Raw genomic sequence first — 24676 nt, 5'->3', positions numbered from 1 at the left:
GAATATTAAAATCTCAGCGAGTTGAGTCTATTCTTAAAAATGATAACGCTTGTTGATGATCGCTTGAAGCGTTCTACGCTCGTCTCTTATTAAGTATGCGTTGGCACCAAACTTCGAGACATCTATCTCAACAATAAATCTAAAAAGAAAATAGTTGAATTTTCAGAGTGTTTACTTATGAGAATCACAAGCGTAAATGGATGTTTATATGTCAAGAAATAAGCAACTTATGGTGTTTACATTTGTGCATTCACACTCTGTAGATTATTCTATAAATTTACATCCCGCATGATGTAGCTGGAATAATCCTTTATAATTGGTGTGTATTGCTCGTGAAATAACTTGGAGGAAACGATAAAGTCAGCAGTTGACCGATTGGTTGCCACCGGAATATTGTACAAAGTTGAAATTCGCAACAATGCTTTCACATCAACGTCGTGTGGTTGTGGTTGCATCGGATCCCAGAAGAAGATCAACATGTCAACCTTTCCCTCTGCAATATTAGCTCCCAGCTGTTGATCACCTCCTAATGGGCCTGATTTTAAGCGGATAACTTCCGGAGGAATTACATCATTCTCCTGACATTTTTGCAAAAGTGTCTCTTGAACCAATTTTCCAGTGGTTCCGGTGCACATGAGATTGTGATAAACTAATTCTTTCCAGTTATAGGCTGCCCATTCGATCATATCTACTTTGCGATTGTCATGTGCTACAAGAGCAATCGTTTTCTTTTGTTTGAATGTTTTCATGAATATTCTTTTTACAAAGATACTGTTTCCACTAGCAGAAATCCCGATGTCTCTAAACGAAAGTGTAAACGTCACATTTTATTCATAAAAAAAAGCATGGGCAAAATGCCCACGCTTACTAACTTTCTAATAGCTGCTAGTCTACTTGAAGATGTTTTTAAGGTCTTCAAGCCAATTTTCAATTCGTTTTTTGGAAAGGCGAGCCTGGTTTTCCTGATCCAAAACCAATCCTAAAAACTGACCGTTTTCAATGGCGTGTGAAGACTCAAATGTATAATTATCAATGTCGGTCTGACCAACAATCTCAGCTCCCCGATCACGTAAAAGACGCGCCAGAATACCCACTCCATCAGCAAAGTTTTCTGGGTATCCCACTTGATCAGCCAAGCCATAAATGGCCACTTTCTTTCCTTTCATATCCATCTCCTCCATTGCCGGAACAAATTCGTCCCAGTAATGTGGTAATTCACCATCGAACCAAGTAGGAACACCTAGGATTAGCTGATCGTAAGCCAGAAACTTATCTTCGGTCAAATTATCGGCATCAACAACGTCAAGCTTCAAGCTTTCTCCAAAGCTATCAACAATTTTCTGTCCTGCTTTAGCGGTTTTGTTTGAAGTAAAACTATAGATAATTGCGGTACTCATATTTTCTGTTTTTTAATACGCAAGAATTTTCTTGGCAGCTTCGTAAATTTTGGTTGTATTGGGTAAAATGGCTCGTTCCAGTATCGGATGAAAGCCAACCGGGGTGAACGGCGAACCAACGCGGTGTACCGGCCCGTCCAGATATTCAAAGGCCTCTTCCATGATGGTTGCTGCAATTTCAGCCCCAAACCCGGAATGAACCTTATCTTCATGTACAACCAATACTTTTCCAATCCTTTTCACGCCATTCAAGATGGCCTCTTTATCCATTGGAACCAATGATCTTAAGTCAAGAACTTCGCATTCAAATCCTTCTTCTGCAAGTTTGTTGGCCGCTTCAAGACAATGGTGCGTTGTATTGCCATAGGTAATAATGAACAAGTCACTTCCCGCCCTTCTAGTGCGAGCTTTTCCAAAAGGAACTTCAAAATCATCAGGGATGACTGCCGCAGCCTTGGGATCGTTATACAGTGCCTTTGGCTCCATAAACATGGTCATTCCCCTTGAACGGATGGAGGTCCTCAAAAGTCCCGCAGCATCATCTGCAAAAGATGGATAAACGATTCGGACACCTGGAATGGATGTTAGAGCTCCTTCGATGTTTTGTGAATGGTACAATCCGCCACCGATGTAACCACCAGAAGCCAGACGGATCGTCACATTGGGAGTGAATTTTCCGTTTGAACGCCAGTAGTCGTGACTAGAATCAACATATTGCTCCATGGCCGGCCAAAAATAATCTGCAAATTCAGCCCCTTCAACTACAATTCGTATTTTCTCACTGAAACGTGACATACCATTGGCTGTCCCCATGATAAAGTCCTCTGCAATTGGAGCATTAAAAATACGTTTCGGGCCAAATTCTTGCTGAAGACCTTTGGAAACGTTAAAAATACCTCCTTTATCTTTGTTGGCCATGTCCTGCCCCCACATGAAGGTATCCGGGTTGTGTTTAAATTCTGCTTTGAGCGTTTCATTTAAACCAGTAATCAATTTCTTCTTCTCGCCTTCTTCGTCATGCACTCCATCAGGGTATTTTTCAGAAATATATGGCTCGGGAATTACAAAATCAGGATAAGTTTCGGGGTCAGGATCGGGAGCTGCCAGGGCGGCTTTGTGTGCAGCCTTTAAGGTAACTTTGGCCTCTGCTTCAAGCGCCACAATTTCTTCTTCGGTAAATCGTTTATAACGAATCAACAGTCTCCTGAATTTAGCCAGGGGGTCGTAATCCAACACGTATTGACGTTCTGCTTCAGAGCGATACAGGTCATGCCGGTCAGAGTTTGAATGCGAACGCATACGTACGCAGTTTGCCTGGACAATAACAGGTTCACCAACTTCCAATACATGTTTTTTGGCTTCGGTCATGGCATTCATAGAGTCAAAAACATCTTTTCCATTGCAATGAATGATGCGCAGGTTTTTGAAGCTTTTAAAGTTATTAGCCACTTTGCGGGTGGCAGTCTGGTCTTTTTTGGGAACTGAAATTCCGTAACCATTATCCTGCACTGCAAAAATTACTGGAAGCTTTTCCTTTGAAGCACCGTTAATCGCCTCATAAACATATCCTTCTGATAAAGAAGATTCGCCCTGTGAACTTATGGAGACTGCTTTTTCGCCATAATATTTTATTGCTCGGGCAACCCCTACAGCATGCAGGGTGTGGTTTCCGGTTAAAGACGAAACATTGTGAATGTTCCATTCTGGCTTGGCAAAATGGTTCGACATGTGCCGTCCACCACTTGAAGGATCAGTTGCCTTTGAAATACCATTTAAAATCAGCTCTTCAGTAGTCATTCCCGCTGAAAAAGCGGTCAGCATGTCGCGATAATAAGGAAACAGGTGATCTTTCTGTTTTTCAAAAATCTGTCCTATTGCAAGCTGTATACCATCATGCCCTGCGTAAGGCGCATGATATGACCACCCAATCGCTTGTTTCAGGTAGTTGGGTGCTTTATCATCAATTGCACGTCCAAGGGTCATTAGCCTAAACCAGGATTCAAGTGTTTCTTTTGGTGTGTTTTTTATTGAATATACTTTTGGTATCGTTGTCATCTCTAAATTCTATCTAAATTAATTCTAAACTTTAAAATGATCCATCTTAGATTTCACGATCGATGTCGAAAGCTTCCAGAATGTCTGCGATGCGTCGCACAAAAGCGCCTCCCATCGCACCATCAATGATCCGGTGATCGTATGACAACGAAAGGAACATCTTGTGGCGAACAACAATCACATCTCCTGTTGGTGTTTCCATAACCGCTGGTTTCTTTTCGATCGTACCCGTGGCTAAAATCGCTACTTGAGGCTGATTGATAATTGGGGTGCCAATCACATTTCTAAAAGAACCAAAATTGGTAATGGTAAAGGTTCCTCCTTGGTAAGCCTCGGGTTTAAGTTTGTTAAATCTCGCTCCCTCTGCCAATTCATTCAGGCTTTTGGTAATGCCAAGCAAATTCTTCTGTTCTGCCTCCTTAATAACCGGAACAACCAGATTACCATCTGGTTTAGCGACAGCAATGGCTACATTTGCTGACTTGTGTAAATAAATTTTATCGCCTTCAACTGAAGAATTCACAATTGGAAATTCCATCAGTGCTTTCGCTACCGCTTCTGTAAATACGGGCATGAAAGTTATTTTCTCACCATACTTTTCCTGAAACTGATTTTTTACTTTGTTTCTCCAAAGAACCAGGTTGGTAACGTCGGCTTCAACCACCGAAGTTACGTGAGCCGAAGTTTGCTTTGATTTTACCATGTGATCGGCAATCAACTTGCGAACACGGTCCATTTCAATAATTTGCTGGTCGGCACCAATTGATGAGCTGATTCTGGGTGCTGAGGATTTTGAACCATCAGCTGTTTCGATATTTTTAGCTTTACCTGCTTGTCGATCATCCAGATATTTAATCAGGTCATTTTTCTGTACTCGTCCATTTTGGCCCGAACCTTCGATTCTTTCAAGTTCCTCCAGTGAAACATTTTCTTTTTCAGCTATGCTTTTAACCAATGGAGAATAAAATCGTTTTGACTCTGATTTAGGCTGCGAACTTTTTACGGAAGTTATGTCAGCCGAAGAATGACTTGTGTTTTCTTTTGATTCCTTTATCGGTGAAGGCTCTTGTGTGATCGCTTCAACCGTTGGGGCCGGAACTTCTTCTCTCTCTTTATCCGTCGTTTTCGCTGTCTTATCAGCCTCGCTGTCATCATCTCCTCCCAGGTTGACAATGGCAACAACTTCTCCAACAGGAACCAAAGCATCTTCCTGAAAGAATATTTTTGTAATCATGCCATCAACTGGCGATGGGATTTCAGAATCTACTTTATCGGTTGCCACTTCGAATACAGGATCGTCCTCTTCAATTGTATCTCCCTCTTTGACAAACCATTTGGTAATTGTAGCTTCCTGAACACTTTCGCCTAGTTTAGGCATTAGGATCTTGAACTCTGACATACTCCAAAAATTATTTATTTAACATTTGATTATCCTTGAAAATTCAACTTATTCAACAAGCTAAGAATTGAAAAGTTCAAGCCTAAAAAATGTTGGTAAATGTTTGTGATCAATAAGGATGTTCAGGAAAGAGGGTCTCCTGCTGATGAATGATTTGGCTTAAGAAAATTCAGAAGTAAAAATACACTATTCAATGATAATTCTCTCGAAAACGCCAATGATATCTTTCGAATTGTTAGCCTGCCTCAGCTCTTGTTCAACAGAGTCAGTTTCCTGGCTAAATATAAGAATCGATTTATTTATAATTTCAACCATTTCTTTTTCAATTTTTTCCTGGGACAGAATATCCTTCTTTTTACACTTTCGGTAGTGTTTCGTTAATTTCTGAACCGAATAGTAAAGATCGGGCTTCTTAATTTCAATAGAAGCGATATAGCTTGGCGGCCCAAGATTCACTTTTTTTGTGTATACCCGATTGAACTGCTCCAACTTAACGGATAAGGTTTCACCTAACAATTCATCGAAAGCACATTCTTGAATTTCCGGAAATTCGCATGGGGTTTGTTTGAACTGAAATATTTCCTGCGCCTTTGAAGATATGGCAATAAAAAAACAACAAATACAAAAAGATAACTTCATAGATCATTCCTCCTCATTTCAGATTTCGCCTAAAATTAGAAAAAAAAGAGACCGAAAATAAACTTTCTGAAGAATGATGCTGAAAAACACGTCCACTAATTAGTGGCTAGCGAAAGGTTTTCAATCGGGTAATAATTGAAAAGATCCTGTTGTGGCCAGTCTTTCACCTTGCTTGTAAGTCCATTCATAAAGCTGTTTATCCCGGATGAAAATCTTGATCCTTGCCAACTGCTGGAATTTGAAAGGAAAATCCAGCTTAATCCATCAGGCTGACGTTTAAGCATGGCAACAGATCCTGCCATACTTCCGGTCCGGATCCAGGCACCATGTCCGGATGTTGAACGCCAACCCAGCGGGCCCTTCGCATAGGTATTATCAGTCATTTCAAGAATGGAGCTATCATCCAGGATATCTCGGACATTGGGATAACCATCAATTAAAACCAGCAAGCGGGCCAGTTCGACCGAGGAACAGATCCAGCCGCCGGCAGCACCAAGCAACTCAATAGGATTGCCTCCGTATGATTTAGGAACTTGAACTCCGCTACCTTCATAACTAAAGATGAGTTGACTGCCCGACTGCTCAAAATAATCAACTTCATTTGGAAATTTGTGAGCAAAATTACTTCGCCCAATGTGCATATCAATGATGCCATTGGGAATTAAAATATCCTCCCGGATATAATCTTCATAGCTTTTCCCGGTAACAGCTGAAATCACTTCGCCCAAAAACATGTATCCAACATTAGAATAGGAAACTTGCGTTCCCGGGGGGAAGGACAGTTGTCGGCTGGCAATGTATTTTGAATAGGTGTCCATTGTTGCCGGCGGTGTATCTCCTACTTTATCGGCGATACTTAAAGAGTGAAAGGCCGGATCTCCGTAGCGCTGGGACCATCCTCCTGAATGTGCCAACAAATTACGGACATTAATATTGTAAAGCTTTTTATCACGAACGTCTTTAAAGTACTGATTGTCGATAATGGCTCCGGGGCCAAAAACCTGATCAGAAAGTGTCAGCCTCTTTTCTTCCACTAGCTTCATAATTGCTATAGCTGTTAGCAATTTAGAGACACTTGCCACACGAAAAAGGTTGCCTGGATGAACCTCATTACCTTGCCTGTCTGCTTCCCCAAATCCTTGAGCATAAACCAATTTTTCATCTTTCAAAACAGCGATAGACACTCCTTTGAGCTCCCACCTCTGAATGAAGCGCTTAACTTGTTTCTCGATATATTTAGAATGCTCAAAGTCGGAAAGCCCATTCTTTATCCGGTAATTGAGCCCTTTCAGCTCAAGTTCATAGTAGGCAGGAATCTGCTTTTGCCTGTTGACTCGTTTGGACCCATAGGATAGGACAAACAAAATAATTAACACTGTGTATCGTAAATATCTCATATTCACAAAAGTGAATCCTATTAAGTTATATTTGTAAACTCCCAATTAACTCACTAGCTGTCTGCATGTTATTAATTTTCAGATAATCCTCAATTCCGTCTACAATCTGAACTGGAATGGTTGGATTAATGAAAATGGCTGTTCCAACCTGCACTGCGGAAGCGCCGGCAATCATGAATTCAATCGCATCGGTTGCATTCATGATTCCCCCCATCCCGATAATCGGGATTTTCACAGAATTGTATACCTGCCAAACCATTCTCAATGCAATGGGTTTAATGGCCGGTCCGGAAAGTCCACCTGTGATGGTCGACAAAACCGGCTTCCGGCTATTGGCATCAACAGCCATTCCGAGAAACGTATTGACAAGCGAAACACTATCAGCACCTTGCCCTTCAACAGCCCTGGCAATTTCCGAGATATCGGTCACATTGGGAGACAGCTTAACAATCAATGGCTTATCATATACTCGGCGGACAGCACGAACTACGGCTTCGGCTGAAGGACAGCTAACGCCAAAAGCCATTCCGCCTTCTTTTACATTCGGACAACTGATATTGAGCTCAATGGCCGGAATTTTGTCCAACTCGTTGATCCGTTCTGTCAATTCGACGTACTCTTCAATGGTTGAACCATTGACATTGACAATGAAATTACTGTCGATATCCTTGATATTGGGATAGATATTCTCAATGAAATTATCCACTCCTTTGTTCTGTAGGCCAACCGCATTAAGCATTCCCGAAGGTGTTTCAGCCATCCTTGGATAGTCGTTCCCCTGGCGTGGCTTCAGGGTGGTGCCTTTCATGACCACACCGCCAAGTTTCGATAAATCAATAAAATCACCTATTTCCTCCCCAAAACCACAGGTTCCGGAGGCTGTTAAAACCGGATTCTTAAAGACCAGATCTTTTATACGAACGCTTAAATCTACCATGTCAGCTTATTAATATTAAATACCGGCCCATCAGTACAAACACATTGATTTCCCTCAATTGTTTTTTCAACGCAGCAGAGACAAACACCAAATCCGCAAGCCATCATGTTTTCAAGCGATGCTTCACAGAAGATGTTATTTTCAGCCGCTGCTTTCGCTACAGCTTTCATCATTAGATCCGGTCCACAAGTGTAGACTTTATCAAATGAACTCAATTGCCTGCTAAAAACAGGATGATGAGTGACAAACCCTTTCTCACCCAAACTGCCATCCTCTGTGGTGAAATAATAATTTCCATGCTCCTTGTATGATGTAACATCAATATGATCTTTTATGCTTCGGGCTCCAATAATCACATGAACCTTTTCTGGTTTTAATCCACAGATTTTGGCTAAAAAAAGCATTGGTGCCACTCCGCTACCACCTCCAACCAGCAGCACTTTATCGTTTTCCTCCGGAAAAGTAAAACGACTACCCAGTGGAAAAATTACACTAATCTTTTCTCCGGGCTGATAAGTCGTTAATACTTTCGAACCTCGCCCCAGTATTTTCACCAACAACGAAAAGGTATTGTTTTCGTAGTCCACATCCAGGATCGAAAATGGACGCCTTAAAAAGATTTCTGTAGCTTTCTTTATTTCCACATTCACAAATTGTCCGGGAAACATTTGGGGCAATTCTGCAGGAGCCTGAAGAACAAGCTTGAAATTATCGTGATTTAATTGGATGTTCTCAATCAGAAGTAGTTCTTCAACCTTCTTTTTCATATGTTTATCGTTTCAAATTAACTGTGTATAACTCTCATACCAGGCTTCATTACTTTTTTGGAGAACATCGACGTATGGAACTCGCCAATAAACATTCCCTTGGGCGTAAACAGCGGTTTCGATGGCTCGTTTCATATGATTAAATTGTTTGCTTCCTATGGTATCACCTGGAACTCGCACTTTAATCATCTGCTATTGAGCGTTGATGATACCTGCTCGGTTTCATTCAAAAGACACTTAATCAATATACTCAATATACATCATATTACAAATACGACATATGCCGGCAAAGATAACCAGAAAAATTTATTTTGACGGACCGTATTCTTTAAAAGTTTGGTCGGTATAAAAGACTACTATTCTTTCAATTTCCTTGGTTTTTGGCGCTTTAGTATTCTCTTTTTCAGTGTTTTGAATAGACATTTGGGGCGTAGTCACTTCAGTAGTCTCGAGTGTAGTTTTCAACTCAGGCCGGTTAGGGGTATCCTGCTTTGCATCCTCTGGAAATAGTTGTTGCTGATCAATCTGTCCATGTTCCAGCATGTTCCCATCGCCCATAATCAACCATTTGGCATTGATTTCAGGATAAGTTTCCAATAGCTTAGCGATAAACTGAAAACTTGGTTTATTACGTCCGTGAAGCACATGTGTAACATTAGACCGTTGCACTCCAATGGTATCAGCAAGTTCCGATGAGCTGATGCTTTTGTAATCCATAAAACGCTTTATTCTGCTATTCATTTATGAGAATTGTGTTTTCACAAAACTAATCCATTCGATCTAGATAATAAAGTAAAAACTAAAAATTCTTTGATTATCATTTGTAAATCATTTTTTACTGCATGATTGAAAAATCCTCAAAGCATCTTAATATATTAGTTTAGGTTATCTTTGTAAACGTCTCACAGGAAATCATTTAAATGCTCTCATGTTATTTCTTTTTTAAGCGATTGACCGCTTGTTTACCACACTCCTAAGAACTCACTTTAAGTCACATCAATTAACCAACTGACTTTCAATTAAATATATAAATAAATATCCAGTTAGACTATTTAGTCGACTCCCCCACCCTTTGATTGACAAATGTACAACAAGACGTAAACATCTCTTATCAGGTAGTTTTGTTTTGTAACTTAATCATTCAAATCAGTAATTTACATTTGTCATATCATCAGATTTCAAAAGTTACAACTGAGAATTTCAGATGAGAACTCTGTTTTTTTCATTCTTATGGATGCAAATTTCATTTGCCGTCATTATTTACCGGTAACTGGTCGACAAAAATCAAATATTCAATTCTCAGGCGTTTAAACGCATAGGCCCATATTCTCAATTAACTGTTAATGAACGAATCAATTGCGATGAAACCTTTGCTCGCTACCCACTCAACTAAGCCCAAATAACTTGTTTTTATCAAATTTTGGTAATCATACACTTGTTCGCTATTTTTTGGGCCGGCGATTTCTTTTTTGAGAAAATTCTATACTGATCCTATCTTTTTTCACTGAGCTTGTTTAATTTCGCTCCCGTCAGTTTTCAAATGAATTTATTGATCTTACAAAATTTAAGAACATCAGATGAGAGGAATTCCCGGATCGGGCGTGTTTATTTTTTTTGCCCTGGTTTTTGTCGTTGAGCTGTTTGCTTTTCTTGCCATCCGCCTTTTGCTGGATCAGTCAGGATTAAAGCGACGGGCAGGTATCGCTTATTGGATTTTGAGTGCTGTTTTGTTTGGCATCCTGATTTTTGCCTTTCTTAATCCTGAAAAGATTCGGGAAACGACAAACTACCAGTTTTTCTATTTTGTCATTTCTGTTTCGTTTCTAAACCTGATTCCTAAACTACTATTATCGGTTTCCTTTATCATTTCCTTATTACTTCGATTATTCCGGGCCAAGTACTACGCAAAAGTATTACTTATGAGTGCTTCCATTCTTAGTCTTGGCTTGATGATCAACATTGGTTACGGCATTGCCTTTGGACGAAAATCGTTACGCGTTGTTGAGCAGGATGTTTATCTGAACGATTTACCCAAGTCTCTGGACAAAATGGTTCTGGTGCAGATTTCCGATTTTCATTTGGGAAGTTTCGAAGACGCTTCATTTTTACGACGTGCCACTGAAAAAATAAACGGTTTTAATCCGCAGCTGATCCTGTTTACAGGCGACATGGTTAACAATTACTACCAGGAAATGATCGGTTTTGAAAAGGCTTTAGCGGATATGAAAGCAAGCCTTGGAAAGTTTGCCATATTAGGCAACCACGACTACGGCGACTATACCAACTGGCAGGATACGGAACTGAAAGCGCTCAATCATCAAACATTGGTTAATAAGATTGAAACAGCTGGTTTTCTGTTGTTACTGAATGAGTCGGCTGAAATCGCCATGGACAATCAGGTGATTGAAGTGATTGGTGTGGAAAACTGGGGGCATCGGCCATTTCCGCAATATGCTGATCTGGATCAGGCACTGGAGAATACCCAAACAGAATCGTTTAAAATCTTGTTAACACATGATCCGGCGCACTGGGAAGATCAAGTGATTGGGAAAACCGATATTTCATTGGCACTTTCCGGACATACGCATGCAGCTCAGTCGGGTGTTCAATTTGCAGGCATTGAATTTAGCCCGATGTATTTTGTGCAGAAATATTGGGGCGGACTTTACCAGGAACAAGACCAATATTTATACGTCAACCGTGGTTTGGGCTGTGTTGGCCTGTTGGGCCGTATTGAAATGAATCCAGAAATCACTGTTTTGACTTTGCGCTCAAAGTGAATCAAAACTCACCGAGAACAGCACTTGTAGGTGAAAATTTTGTGTGTCCGGAATATAGGCTCCGCGAAGGCCAAGCGATACCGGCGTCACCAAGCGCAAGAAATGCCCGTCGGCCATTAGTTCAACCCCAAGCGACTGCATCTTTGCCGTAAATTTTCCGGCAATTTCACCATCGCTGGAATAGACATTTCCGTTGGCCTGCCCATAATCATAGAAAAAAGAGGATCGGATCCGCTTCAGATAAATCAATCGACCAAGACTAAAATCAGGATAAAGCAGCGGCATCACATAATCAGCACCCAACGTGTAGAGTTCGTTGTTCTGAAAACTGTGATAACCTCTTGGAACCCGCACGGCATTTCCAAAGGATGACCCTGATTTTTTATTCTGATAGCCGTTAAAAATTTTGATGCCGTGGTTATTAAAGAGACCCGGAAAGAATAAATAACCTTGAGCTGCTGCAATACGACCAATATCGCTTCCTCCAGTTAATCCATCGCGATAAATCAATTCAATGGCTTGTGCCCAGCGCGATTGAAGATCCAGCTCGGACCGGCCCAGCGAATTTTGTAAAAACAACCTATAGGTAAGCGCGTGATAATAACCTTGATAAAATTCCTGTGGGGTTGAGCTGGTGTGCGACACGTTTTGGTACGAATACTCCAGCTCAGGACGCACGAGCTGGGTGTATTTTCCTTGGCTAAACACCAAAGGCAAAGAAATTCCGCCTTCAAAACTGAATTCGTTCCATTCAATATTTTGTCGGACCGTATCATTAACAGTCGCAAAGCCAGTCTGAGTTGGCACGGAAACTTGCCTGATGACATTATAATCACTGTTTCGTGTGCCATAGTTAAATTCGGCATCGAATACCGGAAACAATCCGGAATAGTTGAAAGCGAGAATATACTTTCCGGATTCTTCTTCCCAATTGTATTCGTATCCAACACGGGTTTCGGCTGTGCCCAGTTTATTTTGCGAAAAAAGCGATACACCCGGTTGAATGTCAGAATCATCTACGTCAACATAAACCGGAGCCCAACTGTGAAAGTTGAAAATATGCGCCAGCTTACGGTAAGGTTTCGACTCGATTTCCGGCTTCGGGTCTTCGAAGGCTACGACCTGTCCTTCCTGCCGGGCCAATACCTCTGCCAGTTCGTATTGTTTATGAGAAATTTCCTCCAACGATGTTCGAATGGTCTCACTTCGGTTCAGGCTAGCCAACTGGTAGCCATCGCTTGTGTAGTTGCTCAATAAAATTTTCCCGTTGAAAATGGCCGGATAGTCGGCTCCAAATGACACGGAACTTAGCTGTTCGGTATTTCCGCCAGCTAAATGATAAGCATAAATATTGTCGATTCCGGTGAATGAACCTGTAAAATAGACTACCCCGTCGGCAAACTCAGGATTCCTGATTTCGTGGAAGCCGGGCTCGATCAAGGTATTCAGCTTTTCATCGGAAAGATTGACCGATGCCAACGCTTTTCCTTTAGATGACAAAGCGACAAAGTAAAGCGTTTCTTCCTTGTCGTCCCAGCTGGGTGTGAGCAGGAACGGATTGCCCGGGAATGCCAGTTGTTGCAATCGTTGGCCACTGGTCAGGTCGAAAACCGAGAGGAAATAGCGGTTTGTTTTGTCCACTTCAACCGCAGCGAAACGTAGCTGCTTCGGGGAAATTGTCGGGCTAAACAATTTGTTTTCATACCGGAATTCCTGCTTTGCCCGGTTTGCCAAATTATAAACAACAATCACCGAGCGGTCGGCGTGCGTCCAACGTAGATCGGGTCTTCGCTCCGACCAGATCAGCATATTTTTTTCACCGGAAAACGACTCCTGAAAAATATTCCCAGGTGTGAAAACGGTTTCCTCTCCGGTTGGCGTAATTTTCACAATCCGGCTCAGGTCCGAACGGCTTTGTTTTAAAACAACAACTGTCGAATCGTTTAATGCATGGCTTTGCGTATAGTTGGTCTGAAATTTAGGCCGCTGTGTGAGCGTTGAAATCGGAGTCAAATCAAGCTGGCTCACCTCGTCCGTCCATTGCTGCCGGTATTCTGCAAAGAGCTTTTCATACAATTCCTTCTGCCGGAGGCCGGTTTCACGCTTTAAAACGCGGTTTACCGGACTGATGGACAGGGGATTCTGAGCAATTTCGTCCAACACTTTTGACCAGATGTTCGATCCGTAATTCCGGCGAGCGCCACCCACCATCCAATAGCCAAACTTATAGCGGTTGGGCACAAAATCCCTGTACGATCCCAGCGAAGCTTTATTGAATGAATACAGACCCTTTTCAACGGCTTGGGCTTTGTTTTCCATTAAAAACGAAGGCAATCGGCCCCGGCCCGCATGGGACAACGCCGTTTCTGTCACCACCGCATCCCCTTCAATAAACCAAAAGGGCAAATACGCACCAACCGTAACCGCAGCAGCCTGCTCGCCAAAAAGGATGGGCAAAATGCGCGGCAATTCCTGTTGGATTTTATCCATTTGAACCACATGTCGAAATTCGTGAATGGCTAGTTGCTCGATCCAATCTTGCGCATAAATTTCCTGGTGCGGTGTGGTAAACAGCTCAACCCGCTTGGGCGACCAGGCAACCAGCCCGTTTGATTTGACGGTATGGGTATGCAGGATGACCGATATTTTTCGGGGCGCGTGCCCGAGTGTTTGATGGCCCAGGGCATAAACCTTCTCGAAAATGGACGCGACCTGCCTGGCTTTTTCTTCGTAATCCTGCGGATAAATCAATTGAAAATTTTCGGTATTGATTTGGCGCCACTTGATTTTTGCCGGCTCCTGCCCTGTCGAAAAATATTGCGAATAGCCCGCCAATGGGGCAATTGATGCCAATACAAAAAGAAGAATACAGGTGTACTTCATCCTACGATTTTGCTTCATAATTTGAAAAATATTGAATCAGAAAGATGCTTGACTAGCCAATAGCAACGCAATGAACAGCAAAAGATCATCAAGTTTATTCCGCAGGCCAAGCTCCCACGTTTTTGAACGAATAAAGATAGAAAAAGCCCTGAACTTCTCCCCGGCTCAGCGACTTTAAGCACATGCTTTCGCAAACCGCTGAGCGGATAGCAGTTCACCGTTTGTCAGCAACCGGCAGGCTTTCGTTCATTTTCGGCCTATGACTGAACTGGTGATGCTTACTCTCACTCATTTTTGGCTGACAGCCACTCATTCCTCCCCAATAGCTAAACATTTCCCTTTGTTAGCTAATCATTTCCGCTCAATAGCCATACATTTCTGGTTGATAGCTGCCAATTCTCCGTCAATAGCTGGCTGTTTTGGCTCGCCCCACGCTAATCAGCACTCGTTGGCTGCCTTCAACCTGGTGCTATAGGTCATTCTGGCGCTGTTCGACGCCTTTTTTTTAGTATTCAACCAAGCCTTCCTGTCGATTCAAAGCCGCCTGGTAAATGGAGGCAAAGGACGAATTGATCCAGACTAAAGCAGGGAACACGCCAATAATCAACAACATCAAACCAAAAATGAAAATAAAAACCGAAAGAATCGTCATTCCAAAGATCGTCCAGCCTATGCCACGCGTCAGTTTCCAACTTTGTTCAATGGCCTGGAGTGGATCCAAATTCTTATCCATCACCAAGTAGGATACAAAAGCCAGCCGGCAGAAGATGATAATTCCGGGAATAATGAAAAATAGAAAACCCATGACGACCAAAGCACTCTTCAATAGATTCGCCAGAATGACATTCAGGTAATTATTGAAACCTGCAATTAATTGCTGAAGCTCAATTTCTTTTTCTCTCACGGCATCCAGGTAGACTAATTTCGCACTGTAATTAAAAACCGGAACCAAAAGGAAGTAATACGCGAATCCGAATAGGACGAGAAAGACGACGCCAATCGTGACAAACAGATTGTCGGGTTTGAGCGGGATTCCGTGAATGAATCCAAAGTCTCCGGAGTCGGCGTTAATTTTAAAGCCAGCCGGTCCATTAACCATACCAATAACAATAACGACCAAAAGCAAGTACAAAAAATAGCTTTTCATGACTTGCCAACCATTGCTGAAGCTTCCTCCAAGCGTGGGCGTTAACCGGGTGTAATTGATGAGTTCCATAGTTTGTACTGATTTAATTGATGAGCTACTGTTTTAATTCATTAGCAAACTTAAAACATTCAGCTTGTGATTCCTTCCTACTAAAGTTGTGTTTATCCAAAATCCAACTTTAGTCTTGCCTAATTGCTTCCTTCGTGTCCACATTCCTACTTTGGTATTGTGACGATGTAGGTGCTTTTTCTTAATTTCGCTAAGCATATGGAGCACGGTATTTTTATATTCAGTTTTATTGTTTCGATTGGACTGACTGCTTTTGGTCTGATGACTGCTTACCGGATGAAGCAGCGAGGAAACACATCCTTTGCTTCATCCCTCTTCTATTACGACGCATTTTTAGCCGCCTTCGGATTTTATAGCATCTGGAGTTTTCTGGGCGTGAAGTTTTTGTTAAATCATGTCATCAGCTCACCCGAGACTTTGCTGAATGTAGTGGCCATTTTTCCTTTTTTGGGCTTTCCTTTATTGTTGGTTGCCTGGTATTTGTTTATCCAGCTTTGTTTCGAAGTGGCGGGCATAAAATTAAAAGGGTATGCAAGTATGGTGTATTTTTCGGCTTGCATGCTGATCTTTTTTGCATTGGGAAATTATTTCAAAAACCAGGTGGTTCAGGATGAAGCAGTTCATTTGCCCCTTTTGTTTAGAAGTTTCGCCGTAGTCAATCTGCTTGTGGTTTCATTGGGTAGTTTACTTATCCTTCTTCAAAAACAAAACAAACATCAAGCGTTGCAAAAACAAGTCTTGGTTTTGTTGTTTTTTGTTCCGGTTTTGCTCGCTACAATCTCTTTATTTATGGCCTCTTCGCACTGGTTCGTCGTCATTCTTTTTGTGCTATTTTACTTCAGTCACCTGGCCATGCCGTCCGCTTGGCTCTACTTTAAAGCGGACAGTTCTCCAGCAGCCGATGGAGATTGTTTCATGCATTTTTGTGAGCAGTTTGAGATTTCGAAACGGGAAGCTGAAATTATCCGGGAGATTTGCCTTGGCAAATCGAACCAGGCGATTGCTGATTCCTTATTCATCACCGTGCAAACCGTGAAAGATCATGCCCATCGGATTTACACCAAAACGGGCGTTAAGAACAGGATTCAACTATCCAATTTGGTGAATAAAAAACTAAAACCGATCAATGGTCAAATCAACGCTTGATGAAAGTGCTGTCAGTTTCAATAAAAAAGTATAAACAGCGGTCGTTTCGCGGGTATTATTTCGCAAGTTTCAGCAAGAGTGTTAAATTTGGTAGCGATTATCGCTGGAGTTAAATTCCTTTTCCCAGAATTTAACTTGTCATGATGAACCGGGAAATAAAACCAGGTCGCTGGCCTTAAATCTCATACATTGGAATTCTATTTTAACGCATCATATCCTTTCTGGCTTTTTCTGCTAAGTGTCATCATCGCCACTGTTTCTAGCTTTGTTTTGTATCGAAAAACAAAGCAAGACTCCCCGCTTACATCGGCACAGGTAAAAGCGCTCAGCGTTTTGCGATTTTTGTCGGTCTTCCTGATTGCCGCTTTATTTTTACAATTGGCCGTGCAGCACATTAAACACGACAGACAAAAGCCTGAGTTGCTTATTGGAATCGACAATTCAGAATCTTTAAATCGGTATCAAGCTGAATTGCTTGCTGTTATCGATCGATTAAAAAATGAACTAAAGGATTACGAGCCTGAAATTTTACTGTTCGATAGTGAAACCAACAGCAGTAGCCAACCTGATTTCGAAGGGAAACGATCGGACTACAGTAATTTGCTGGCTGAAGTCAATCAGAATTATATTCCATCGAATATTGGAGCGATGATATTAATGGGCGATGGTATTTTCAATGCCGGAACCGATCCGGCGTTCGCAGTCGAGTCGGTGACTTATCCTATTTATTCCATTGGTTTTGGCGATACCACCTTGCACGCCGATGCAGCAATTCGAAACGTGTTGACAAATTCTACAGCCTTCCTGGATCAAAATTTTCCGGTGAAGCTGGATCTTAGCTTTACCAAAGCTGCCGGTCAAATGGTAAACCTCACCATTGATGAATCTTCTAAGACTATTTATTCAAGGGCTATTCGCATCCCTTCGGATAATTATTTCTTCACCGAGAATTTAAATCTAAAATCAATGAGCGAAGGTATTGTCAATTACACCGTTCACCTTGAAGCCATCAGTGGTGAGCAGAATTTGGCCAACAATACCCGCGAATTTTCGGTCAATGTTATTTCTGAAAAGCAGCGGATTTTGTTTCTGGCTCGTGGGCCACATCCCGATTTAGGAGCAATCAACAAGGCATTGGAAGGAATTACCAAATATGAAACGGAACTCCTCACAAGTTTCAATAGCGAATTGGATTTTGCTGATTACGATCTGGTGATTGTCCATCAGCTGCCCGATGCGAATCCACAATCTACACGTATCCTAGAACAGCTCCTGCAAAGCCATCGTCCTGTCTTATTTATCGTCGGAAGAGAAACAGCCATTTCCAATTTTAACAGTTTGCAGACCGGTTTTCAGTTTGGGCTTGCCAAACAGTTCGAGCAGGTTACGGCGCTAATTCAAGAGCAGTTCAGCCTTTTCCGATTCGATCTCACTCAGATAAGTCACTTTCAAGATTTGCCTCCATTGCTGGCTCCTTTTGCCGATATTGATCTGGATCCGGCACTGGAGTCGTTTGCCAACCAAGCCATTCAATCGGTTAAAACAGACCGGCCTCTCATTGCTTTTGGGCGGATCGATGGACAGAAGAGAGGATTTATCGCCGGCGAAGGCCTTTGGCGCTGGCGCATTCACAATTACCTAAACGACCGTTCGCACGCAGCTTTTGATGAGCTTGTTCAAAAATTCGTTAATTATTTGATTTTGAAACCCAATGAAGACAACTTCAATCTCTTTTGGAAAACAAACTATGCCGAGGATGAACCAATTATAATTCAGGCTGAATTGTTTAACGAGAGTTTTGAGTTGGATAATTCTCCCGATGTTGACATCGAAATTACGCATGAAAATGGGCAAAAATACCAGGCCGTCTTTGATAAAACCAACGAAAAGTACCAGTTGAACATGGGGAGGCTCCCGGTTGGTATCTATTCGTTTTCGGCACAGAGCAAGCTGGGAGAAATTAGCTACAGTGAATCAGGTAGTTTCAGCGTCAGCAAAATTCAAATTGAAGGAATTGAAACCGAAGCCAATTTTCAGGTTCTCAGTCAAATGAGTTACAAAACCGGGGGTAAGTTCTTTTTATCCGTTCAGGTCGATGAGTTGATTCACCTCGTTGAGCAAAATGCCAATCTGCAACTGCGACAAATTGAACAACAAGTATATCAGGAATTTTTATCGATGAAATGGCTCTTCTACATCATCCTATTTTTATTAGCTTTGGAATGGTTTTTGAGAAAATTCTGGGGCATTTATTAATGATGGAGTAACACTATGAAAATCAACAAATACTATAAAATCGCAGCTTTATCTTTCGGTGTTTTATTCATGGCTTCATGCGCTTCAAGTTATAAAACAGTTTATGTTGAAGTTGCCAAACCATCAGCGTACTTGTTATCGAATGATATTGTGAGCCTAACGCTGATGAACCGGAGCATGACAGATGAATTTAACAACTTTCCGGCGGACAGCTTGCAAAACTATTTTTACCGGCGTGGATTTGAAGTGAGTGCCGCAGTCCTGGATAGCTCCGCTGCTGACACAACGTTGAAAGTACTGGCCGAACTGCTGTTTGAATCCGGACGATACGATGTTGTTATTCCCGAAGATCGTAATATTCCAAGAAGCGAGAATTACTTTAAAGTTTTGCCACCCTTGGAGTGGAATTATGTTTCTGAAATATGCGAAACTTACGAGACCGATGCCTTGCTGGTTTTGGAGCGGTACATGAATAAGGTTATGACAGACTACATGAAAGTTCCTTATTCAGAAATGCACGAAGCATCCATCGACTCAAAATATGATGCGATTGTTCGAATATACGATCCTGCTAAAAAGGAAATTGTGCAACAATTAATCGTTGCTGACACAATTTACTGGTCGGAAGCCGATTATTCGCAAAAGAACTTATTCACAAATAGGCTTGTGCCAATTAAGCAGGCACTTCTTGAAACAGGAATCCAGATCGCCCTTGAACTGGATGCGAGACTATCGCCACAATGGCAAACGCAAACAAGAGGCTATTTTGTTTTAAAACAAGCCAATTCACCCCTTCTCGAGTCGGCTATCCGCAACAATAATTGGGCTGCTGCCTATGAGCATTGGCAAGATCTACTATCTAAAACCAACAGCAAATCAGCAAAAAGCAAACTGGAGTATAATCTGGCCATTGCCAGCGAAATGATCGGCAATCTGGATGAAGCTGCTCAATGGGCAACACAATCATACCAAACACAATACCGAAGGCAGACAGAGAGTTACCTGTATCAGCTAAAAAGTAGAAAACAAACCGTTGAAGCTTTTAAAAAATATAGCGAGGACTAATTTTTATAAATAACAGGAGGTCGTTTCAATGCCCGAATCATCAGGTACAAACCGCCAACCACAAATGGAATGCTTAGCCATTGTCCCATATTCAAGGCCATGCCAGCTTCGAAAGCCTCCTGATCTTCTTTGATAAATTCGATAACAAAGCGTGCGAGGAAAATCATCACAAAAAAGAGCCCAACGATAAACCCCTGACGATTGCGTAATTTGGTCTTCCAATATACATAAAGCATAACGCCGAATGTAAGCAGATAAGCCAGAGCTTCGTAAAGCTGCGTTGGATGTTTGGCTATTGTTTCACCATTCCGTTCAAAAATAAATCCCCACGGCAAGCTGGTTTGAATTCCGTAAATCTCTGAGTTCATAAGGTTTCCGGTGCGAATCAAGGCGGCCACCAAGGCCGTAGGTACCACTACCCGATCTAAAACCCATAATACGGATCGTTTAGACACTTTTTTGCTCCACCAGATCAACGCTATTAAAATACCTGCCGCGCCACCATGACTGGCCAATCCACCCTGCCAAACCTTCAGGATTTCAGCCGGATGTTGCGAGTAATAATCCCATCCGTAGAAAATTACATGTCCAAGTCTTGCTCCAACAATGGTAGCTACGATCAGGTAAATAAAAAGGCTTTCAAGCCATTCCAACTTGATGTTTTCAAACTTAAACATCCTTTCTCCTTGGTAGTACCCGGATAAAAATCCGATGGCAAACAACAAGCCATACCAACGAACAGACAGGGGGCCAAGGTTGAAAATTTCAGGATCTACATTCCAGTGAATAACTGCTAAAAATTCCATGTGGTTTTATTTTAAGGTCATAGACCTGTCTGTTGTTTTCCTCATCCCCGACTGTGCTGGTTGTTATCGGCTCGAACGATGATAATCAATGAATTCACTTATTCAGCATTTTTTCCGTGGCAACTCTTGTATTTCTTTCCGCTACCACATGGGCATGGATCATTTCGGCCAACTTTCTTTTCAACACGTACCGGCTGCGCTTTCTGTGGTTCTCGCTGCTCTCGTTGACCGCTGCGAGAAGTTATTTCCGAAACGTCGGATTTTTGCGTTGAATATTTGCTCATATCCGTCCGTTTATTGGCTTCAGCCTCCCGCACCTGATTTGGATCTGAAATTGGAATATGGCCTTTCATCAAGGTTGACACCACATCCTTATTTACCTTTTGAACCATGATCTTAAACAAGTTGAATGACTCGAACTTGTAGATTAATAGCGGATCTTTTTGCTCGTAAGTGGCATTCTGAACCGATTGTTTCAAATCATCCATCTCGCGCAGCTGTTCTTTCCAGGCTTCGTCGATGGTTGAAAGCACAACTTGCTTTTGATACGATTTCACCAATTCTTTTCCTTGGTTATTATAGGCTTTCTCAAGATTGGTGATGATCTGAAAAATACGTTTGCCATCGGATATCGGAACGACAATGTTTTGATAGACGTGCGATTTACGCTCGTAAACGTCTTTAATAACCGGATAAGCTTGTTTCGAGATCGTTTCAACTTTTCGGGTGAAGGTCTTGATCATCACCTGATAGATTTGCTCAATGATCTCTTCAGGTTTTAGCTTCATGAAATCTTCGGCCGAAACTGGCGATTCAATTGACATCAACCGCACCAACTCCATGTTAAAGTCTTCAAACTGGTCGCTTCCATGATACTCATTCACCAGGTTTTCCAGCGAATCGTACATCATGTTCAGTAAGTCCACTTCCAGGCGTTCGCCAAACAAGGCATGGTAACGTTTTTTGTAGATCACTTCGCGCTGCGAGTTCATCACATCGTCATATTCGAGCAAACGCTTACGGATACCAAAGTTGTTTTCCTCCACTTTTCGTTGTGCCCGCTCAATCGATTTGGTGATCATGGAATGTTGAATCACTTCGCCTTCTTCGAGTCCCAAACGATCCATAATGCCTGTAATTCGGTCTGAATTAAAGAGACGCATCAAATCGTCTTCCAGTGACACGAAGAACTGTGAACTACCTGGGTCCCCCTGGCGTCCGGCACGTCCGCGCAGCTGGCGGTCAACACGGCGTGAGTCATGTCGTTCAGTACCAATAATGGCCAAACCACCAAGGTCTTTCACCTGTTTTGTCAGCTTGATGTCGGTACCACGACCAGCCATGTTGGTGGCAATGGTTACCATGCCGCTGGCTCCAGCGTCAGCAACAATATCCGCTTCGCGGGCGTGCAGTTTCGCATTCAGTACGTTATGCTTGACCCCACGTATTTTCAACATGCGGCTCAGTAATTCCGAAATTTCCACTGAAGTCGTACCTACCAAGGCAGGCCGTCCGAGTTTGTTTAGTTCGACAATCTCCTGAATAACAGCATTGTATTTTTCGCGTTTCGTTTTATAAACCAAGTCTTCCCTGTCATCACGAATGATTACCCGGTTTGTTGGAATGACTACGACTTCCAGTTTATAGATGTCCCAGAATTCTCCTGCTTCCGTTTCCGCCGTACCAGTCATACCACTTAGCTTGTGGTACATCCTGAAATAGTTTTGCAGGGTGATGGTTGCGAAGGTTTGCGTGGCAGCCTCCACTTTTACGCGTTCCTTTGCTTCAATGGCCTGGTGCAGTCCATCGGAATAGCGTCGGCCTTCCATAATCCGTCCGGTTTGCTCATCCACAATCTTCACCTTGTTGTCAATCACCACATACTCCACGTCTTTTTCAAACATGGCGTAGGCTTTCAGCAATTGGTTGATCGTGTGTACCCGTTCCGACTTTACAGCGTAATTCTGAAGTAACTGATCTTTTTTCTCCAGCTGTTCTTCCTTAGTCAAGGCTGCATCATTCTGAATTTCAGCAATCATACTTCCCATATCGGGTAAGATGAAAAATTCAGGATCATCCACGTCGGCTGAAATCAAGTCAATTCCCTTATCGGTTAACTCAACTGAATTTTGTTTTTCTTCGATGATAAAATAAAGCGGGTCAGTAACAATATGCATGTTTTTGCTATTGTCCTGCATGTAAAAGTTCTCAATCTTTTGCATCGCCGCCTTGTTGCCTTCTTCGCTTAAAAATTTGATAATGGCTTTGGTTTTGGGTAAGCCTTTATGTGCCCTTAGCAAATTAATAGCCCCTTCCTCCTTTTCTTCCTTGGTCGGGTTTTCCTTGTTTAATAGGCGTTTGGCATCCGTCAGACACTGATTTACGTAGTTTTTTTGAGCTGCAACCAGTTTTTCAACTTTCGGTTTCAACTCATCAAACTTCTGAATATCGCCTTTTGGAATCGGCCCTGAAATAATCAACGGTGTACGCGCATCATCAATTAATACGGAGTCAACCTCATCGACAATGGTATAATGGTGCTTGCGCTGAACCAAATCCTGCGGATTGATGGCCATGTTATCTCTCAGATAATCGAAGCCGAATTCGTTGTTGGTTCCGTAGGTTATATCGGCATTGTAGGCTTTTCTGCGCCCGTCGGAGTTTGGTCGGTGTTTGTCAATACAATCAACGCTTAGTCCGTGGAACTCGAAAATTGGGCCCATCCATTCGGCATCACGTTTGGCCAGGTAATCGTTCACGGTTACCAAATGAACCCCTTTGCCTGCCAAGGCATTCAAGAAAACAGGCAAGGTTGCCACCAAGGTTTTTCCTTCGCCGGTTCCCATCTCTGCAATTTTCCCTTGGTGGAGCACAATACCACCGATGAGCTGTACATCGTAATGCACCATATCCCAGGTTATTTCCGACCCGCCTGCTACCCATTTGTTGTACCAAATTGCATTGTCGCCTTCAATTTGAATGCTGTCGCGTCCGGCGGCCAGTTCCCTGTCAAAATCGGTCGCTTTAACAATCAGTTTTTCATTGTCTTTGAATTGACGGGCCGTTTCTTTCACCACAGCAAACGCAGCTGGCAAAATCTCATTCAGAACAAGTTCAATCTTTTCATTGATTTGTTCTTCAATTTTATCAATTTGCTGATATATCTTTTCACTCTCCTGAATCTCAACCTCATCAACCTTTGCTTTCAACGAAGCAATCTCGTCCATATCGGGCTGAATCCGATCCTGTATGATTTGCTTTAACCGGGCTGATTCAGCTCTTAGTTCCTCGATGGAGAGCTTTGAAATTCTTTCGTATTCAATTTTTACCTGTTCAACTATTGGAGAGATTTCACGAATATCCCGATCCGATTTGTTGCCCAAAAATTTTCCTAGAAGTTTATTTACAAATGTCATTATCTTGTATTTCTAATGTATTATCCACGAACGGACACAAAAGTAGTCAATCTGTGTAAGTTTATTAATTTGTGTCTTGTTTTTTTTCAATAATAATCATGCCACCTCCTGTTTTGCCGAAAAATGCGCCATAATAACATGGTGTGTTGATTCTGCTGTCAATCCAGCATGCGAATAGTAAAAATTTAATGTAGACTGCCTCCCGCTCCATTTGATTCATTAGTTTTACACTACAAAGTTGAAGAAACATGAATGATTTTACCTCCATGTGTTTTGTCTGTCAGAAGAAATTGGATCCTACGAGAGCAGCAAAAAATCAAGCGCTGAACTTGCCGGTGTGTGAACAATGCAAGGGAACAGAAGCGGAAAAGGAAGTGGTCCGAAAATTAACGGATGAGCTGGCCGATGGGTTTGTTTGTGGCTGTATTTAACCCGGGCAGTATCGATTAGAACAGTCATTTCTGAGCTCATCAATATTTCTGTCAACTGTTTTCTCTCCGGATAACCGGCACAGTTT

The 24676-nt window shown here is 42.2% G+C and carries 17 protein-coding genes; 4 read left to right on the top strand and 13 right to left on the bottom strand.

Annotation, left to right across the window (positions count from 1 at the left end; translation table 11 throughout):
• Positions 1–269: 269 nt before the first annotated feature.
• The 8 genes from AAC033_RS12790 to AAC033_RS12755 form a co-directional block, all read right to left on the bottom strand.
• The gene (locus tag AAC033_RS12790; protein ID WP_339738698.1) at positions 270–749 is read right to left on the bottom strand and encodes a methylglyoxal synthase; all 480 of its coding nucleotides are present in this window, start codon (positions 747–749) and stop codon (positions 270–272) included.
• A gap of 141 nt (positions 750–890) precedes the next feature.
• Positions 891–1397 carry a flavodoxin gene (locus AAC033_RS12785; RefSeq protein ID WP_339738696.1) on the bottom strand — a complete coding sequence of 169 codons (507 nt, stop codon included), beginning with the start codon at positions 1395–1397 and terminating at the stop codon, positions 891–893.
• A 12-nt stretch (positions 1398–1409) separates the two neighbouring features.
• Positions 1410–3452, bottom strand: a complete 2043-nt coding sequence (locus AAC033_RS12780; RefSeq protein WP_339738694.1) for a thiamine pyrophosphate-dependent enzyme — start codon at positions 3450–3452, stop codon at positions 1410–1412.
• Between the two features lie 46 nt (positions 3453–3498).
• Complete coding sequence (locus tag AAC033_RS12775; RefSeq protein ID WP_339738692.1) at positions 3499–4851, bottom strand: dihydrolipoamide acetyltransferase family protein; 1353 nt, start codon at positions 4849–4851, stop codon at positions 3499–3501.
• A 734-nt stretch (positions 4852–5585) separates the two neighbouring features.
• Positions 5586–6887, bottom strand: coding sequence for a serine hydrolase domain-containing protein (locus tag AAC033_RS12770; RefSeq protein WP_339738690.1), 1302 nt, complete (start codon positions 6885–6887; stop codon positions 5586–5588).
• 25 nt (positions 6888–6912) lie between these two features.
• Entirely contained in the window at positions 6913–7824 is a 912-nt protein-coding gene (locus AAC033_RS12765; RefSeq protein WP_339738688.1) for a dihydroorotate dehydrogenase, read from the bottom strand.
• A complete protein-coding gene (locus tag AAC033_RS12760; RefSeq protein WP_339738686.1) occupies positions 7818–8591 on the bottom strand; it encodes a dihydroorotate dehydrogenase electron transfer subunit in 774 nt (257 codons plus the stop codon). Before AAC033_RS12760 ends, AAC033_RS12765 begins: the two co-directional genes overlap by 7 nt.
• 306 nt (positions 8592–8897) lie before the next feature.
• Entirely contained in the window at positions 8898–9332 is a 435-nt protein-coding gene (locus AAC033_RS12755; protein ID WP_339738684.1) for a helix-turn-helix transcriptional regulator, read from the bottom strand.
• A gap of 836 nt (positions 9333–10168) precedes the next feature.
• Here AAC033_RS12755 and AAC033_RS12750 point away from each other — a divergent pair.
• On the top strand, positions 10169–11371 hold the full coding sequence (locus AAC033_RS12750; RefSeq protein WP_339738682.1) for a metallophosphoesterase: 1203 nt from the start codon (positions 10169–10171) through the stop codon (positions 11369–11371).
• Here the strand turns inward: AAC033_RS12750 and AAC033_RS12745 are convergent.
• Both AAC033_RS12745 and AAC033_RS12740 read right to left on the bottom strand, forming a co-directional pair.
• On the bottom strand, positions 11363–14272 hold the full coding sequence (locus AAC033_RS12745; protein WP_339738680.1) for a hypothetical protein: 2910 nt from the start codon (positions 14270–14272) through the stop codon (positions 11363–11365). The genes AAC033_RS12750 and AAC033_RS12745 overlap by 9 nt on opposite strands.
• A gap of 487 nt (positions 14273–14759) precedes the next feature.
• On the bottom strand, positions 14760–15470 hold the full coding sequence (locus tag AAC033_RS12740; RefSeq protein WP_339738678.1) for a hypothetical protein: 711 nt from the start codon (positions 15468–15470) through the stop codon (positions 14760–14762).
• Between the two features lie 198 nt (positions 15471–15668).
• On the opposite strand from AAC033_RS12740, the gene AAC033_RS12735 reads away from it, so the two are divergent.
• The 3 genes from AAC033_RS12735 (at position 15669) to AAC033_RS12725 (ending at position 19937) form a co-directional block, all read left to right on the top strand.
• A complete protein-coding gene (locus AAC033_RS12735; RefSeq protein WP_339738676.1) occupies positions 15669–16616 on the top strand; it encodes a helix-turn-helix transcriptional regulator in 948 nt (315 codons plus the stop codon).
• A gap of 189 nt (positions 16617–16805) precedes the next feature.
• Entirely contained in the window at positions 16806–18872 is a 2067-nt protein-coding gene (locus AAC033_RS12730) for a hypothetical protein (RefSeq protein ID WP_339738674.1), read from the top strand.
• A 15-nt stretch (positions 18873–18887) separates the two neighbouring features.
• Positions 18888–19937, top strand: a complete 1050-nt coding sequence (locus AAC033_RS12725) for a DUF6340 family protein (RefSeq protein ID WP_339738673.1) — start codon at positions 18888–18890, stop codon at positions 19935–19937.
• Here AAC033_RS12725 and lgt read toward each other — a convergent pair.
• The 3 genes from lgt to AAC033_RS12710 form a co-directional block, all read right to left on the bottom strand.
• Positions 19934–20743, bottom strand: a complete 810-nt coding sequence (gene lgt, locus AAC033_RS12720; protein WP_339738671.1) for a prolipoprotein diacylglyceryl transferase — start codon at positions 20741–20743, stop codon at positions 19934–19936. The two genes, AAC033_RS12725 and lgt, sit on opposite strands and share 4 nt — an antisense overlap.
• 98 nt (positions 20744–20841) lie before the next feature.
• Entirely contained in the window at positions 20842–24159 is a 3318-nt protein-coding gene (gene secA / locus AAC033_RS12715; protein ID WP_339738669.1) for a preprotein translocase subunit SecA, read from the bottom strand.
• Positions 24160–24456: 297 nt separating this feature from the next.
• On the bottom strand, positions 24457–24676 hold a 220-nt coding region (locus tag AAC033_RS12710), incomplete at its 5' end, for a hypothetical protein (RefSeq protein WP_339738667.1).

Origin of the sequence: uncultured Sunxiuqinia sp., from assembly GCF_963974515.1 — a bacterium.
GTDB lineage: Bacteria > Bacteroidota > Bacteroidia > Bacteroidales > Prolixibacteraceae > Sunxiuqinia.
The sequence above is the reverse complement of the archived record's forward strand: the minus strand, read 5'-3'. Positions and strand labels throughout refer to the sequence as shown.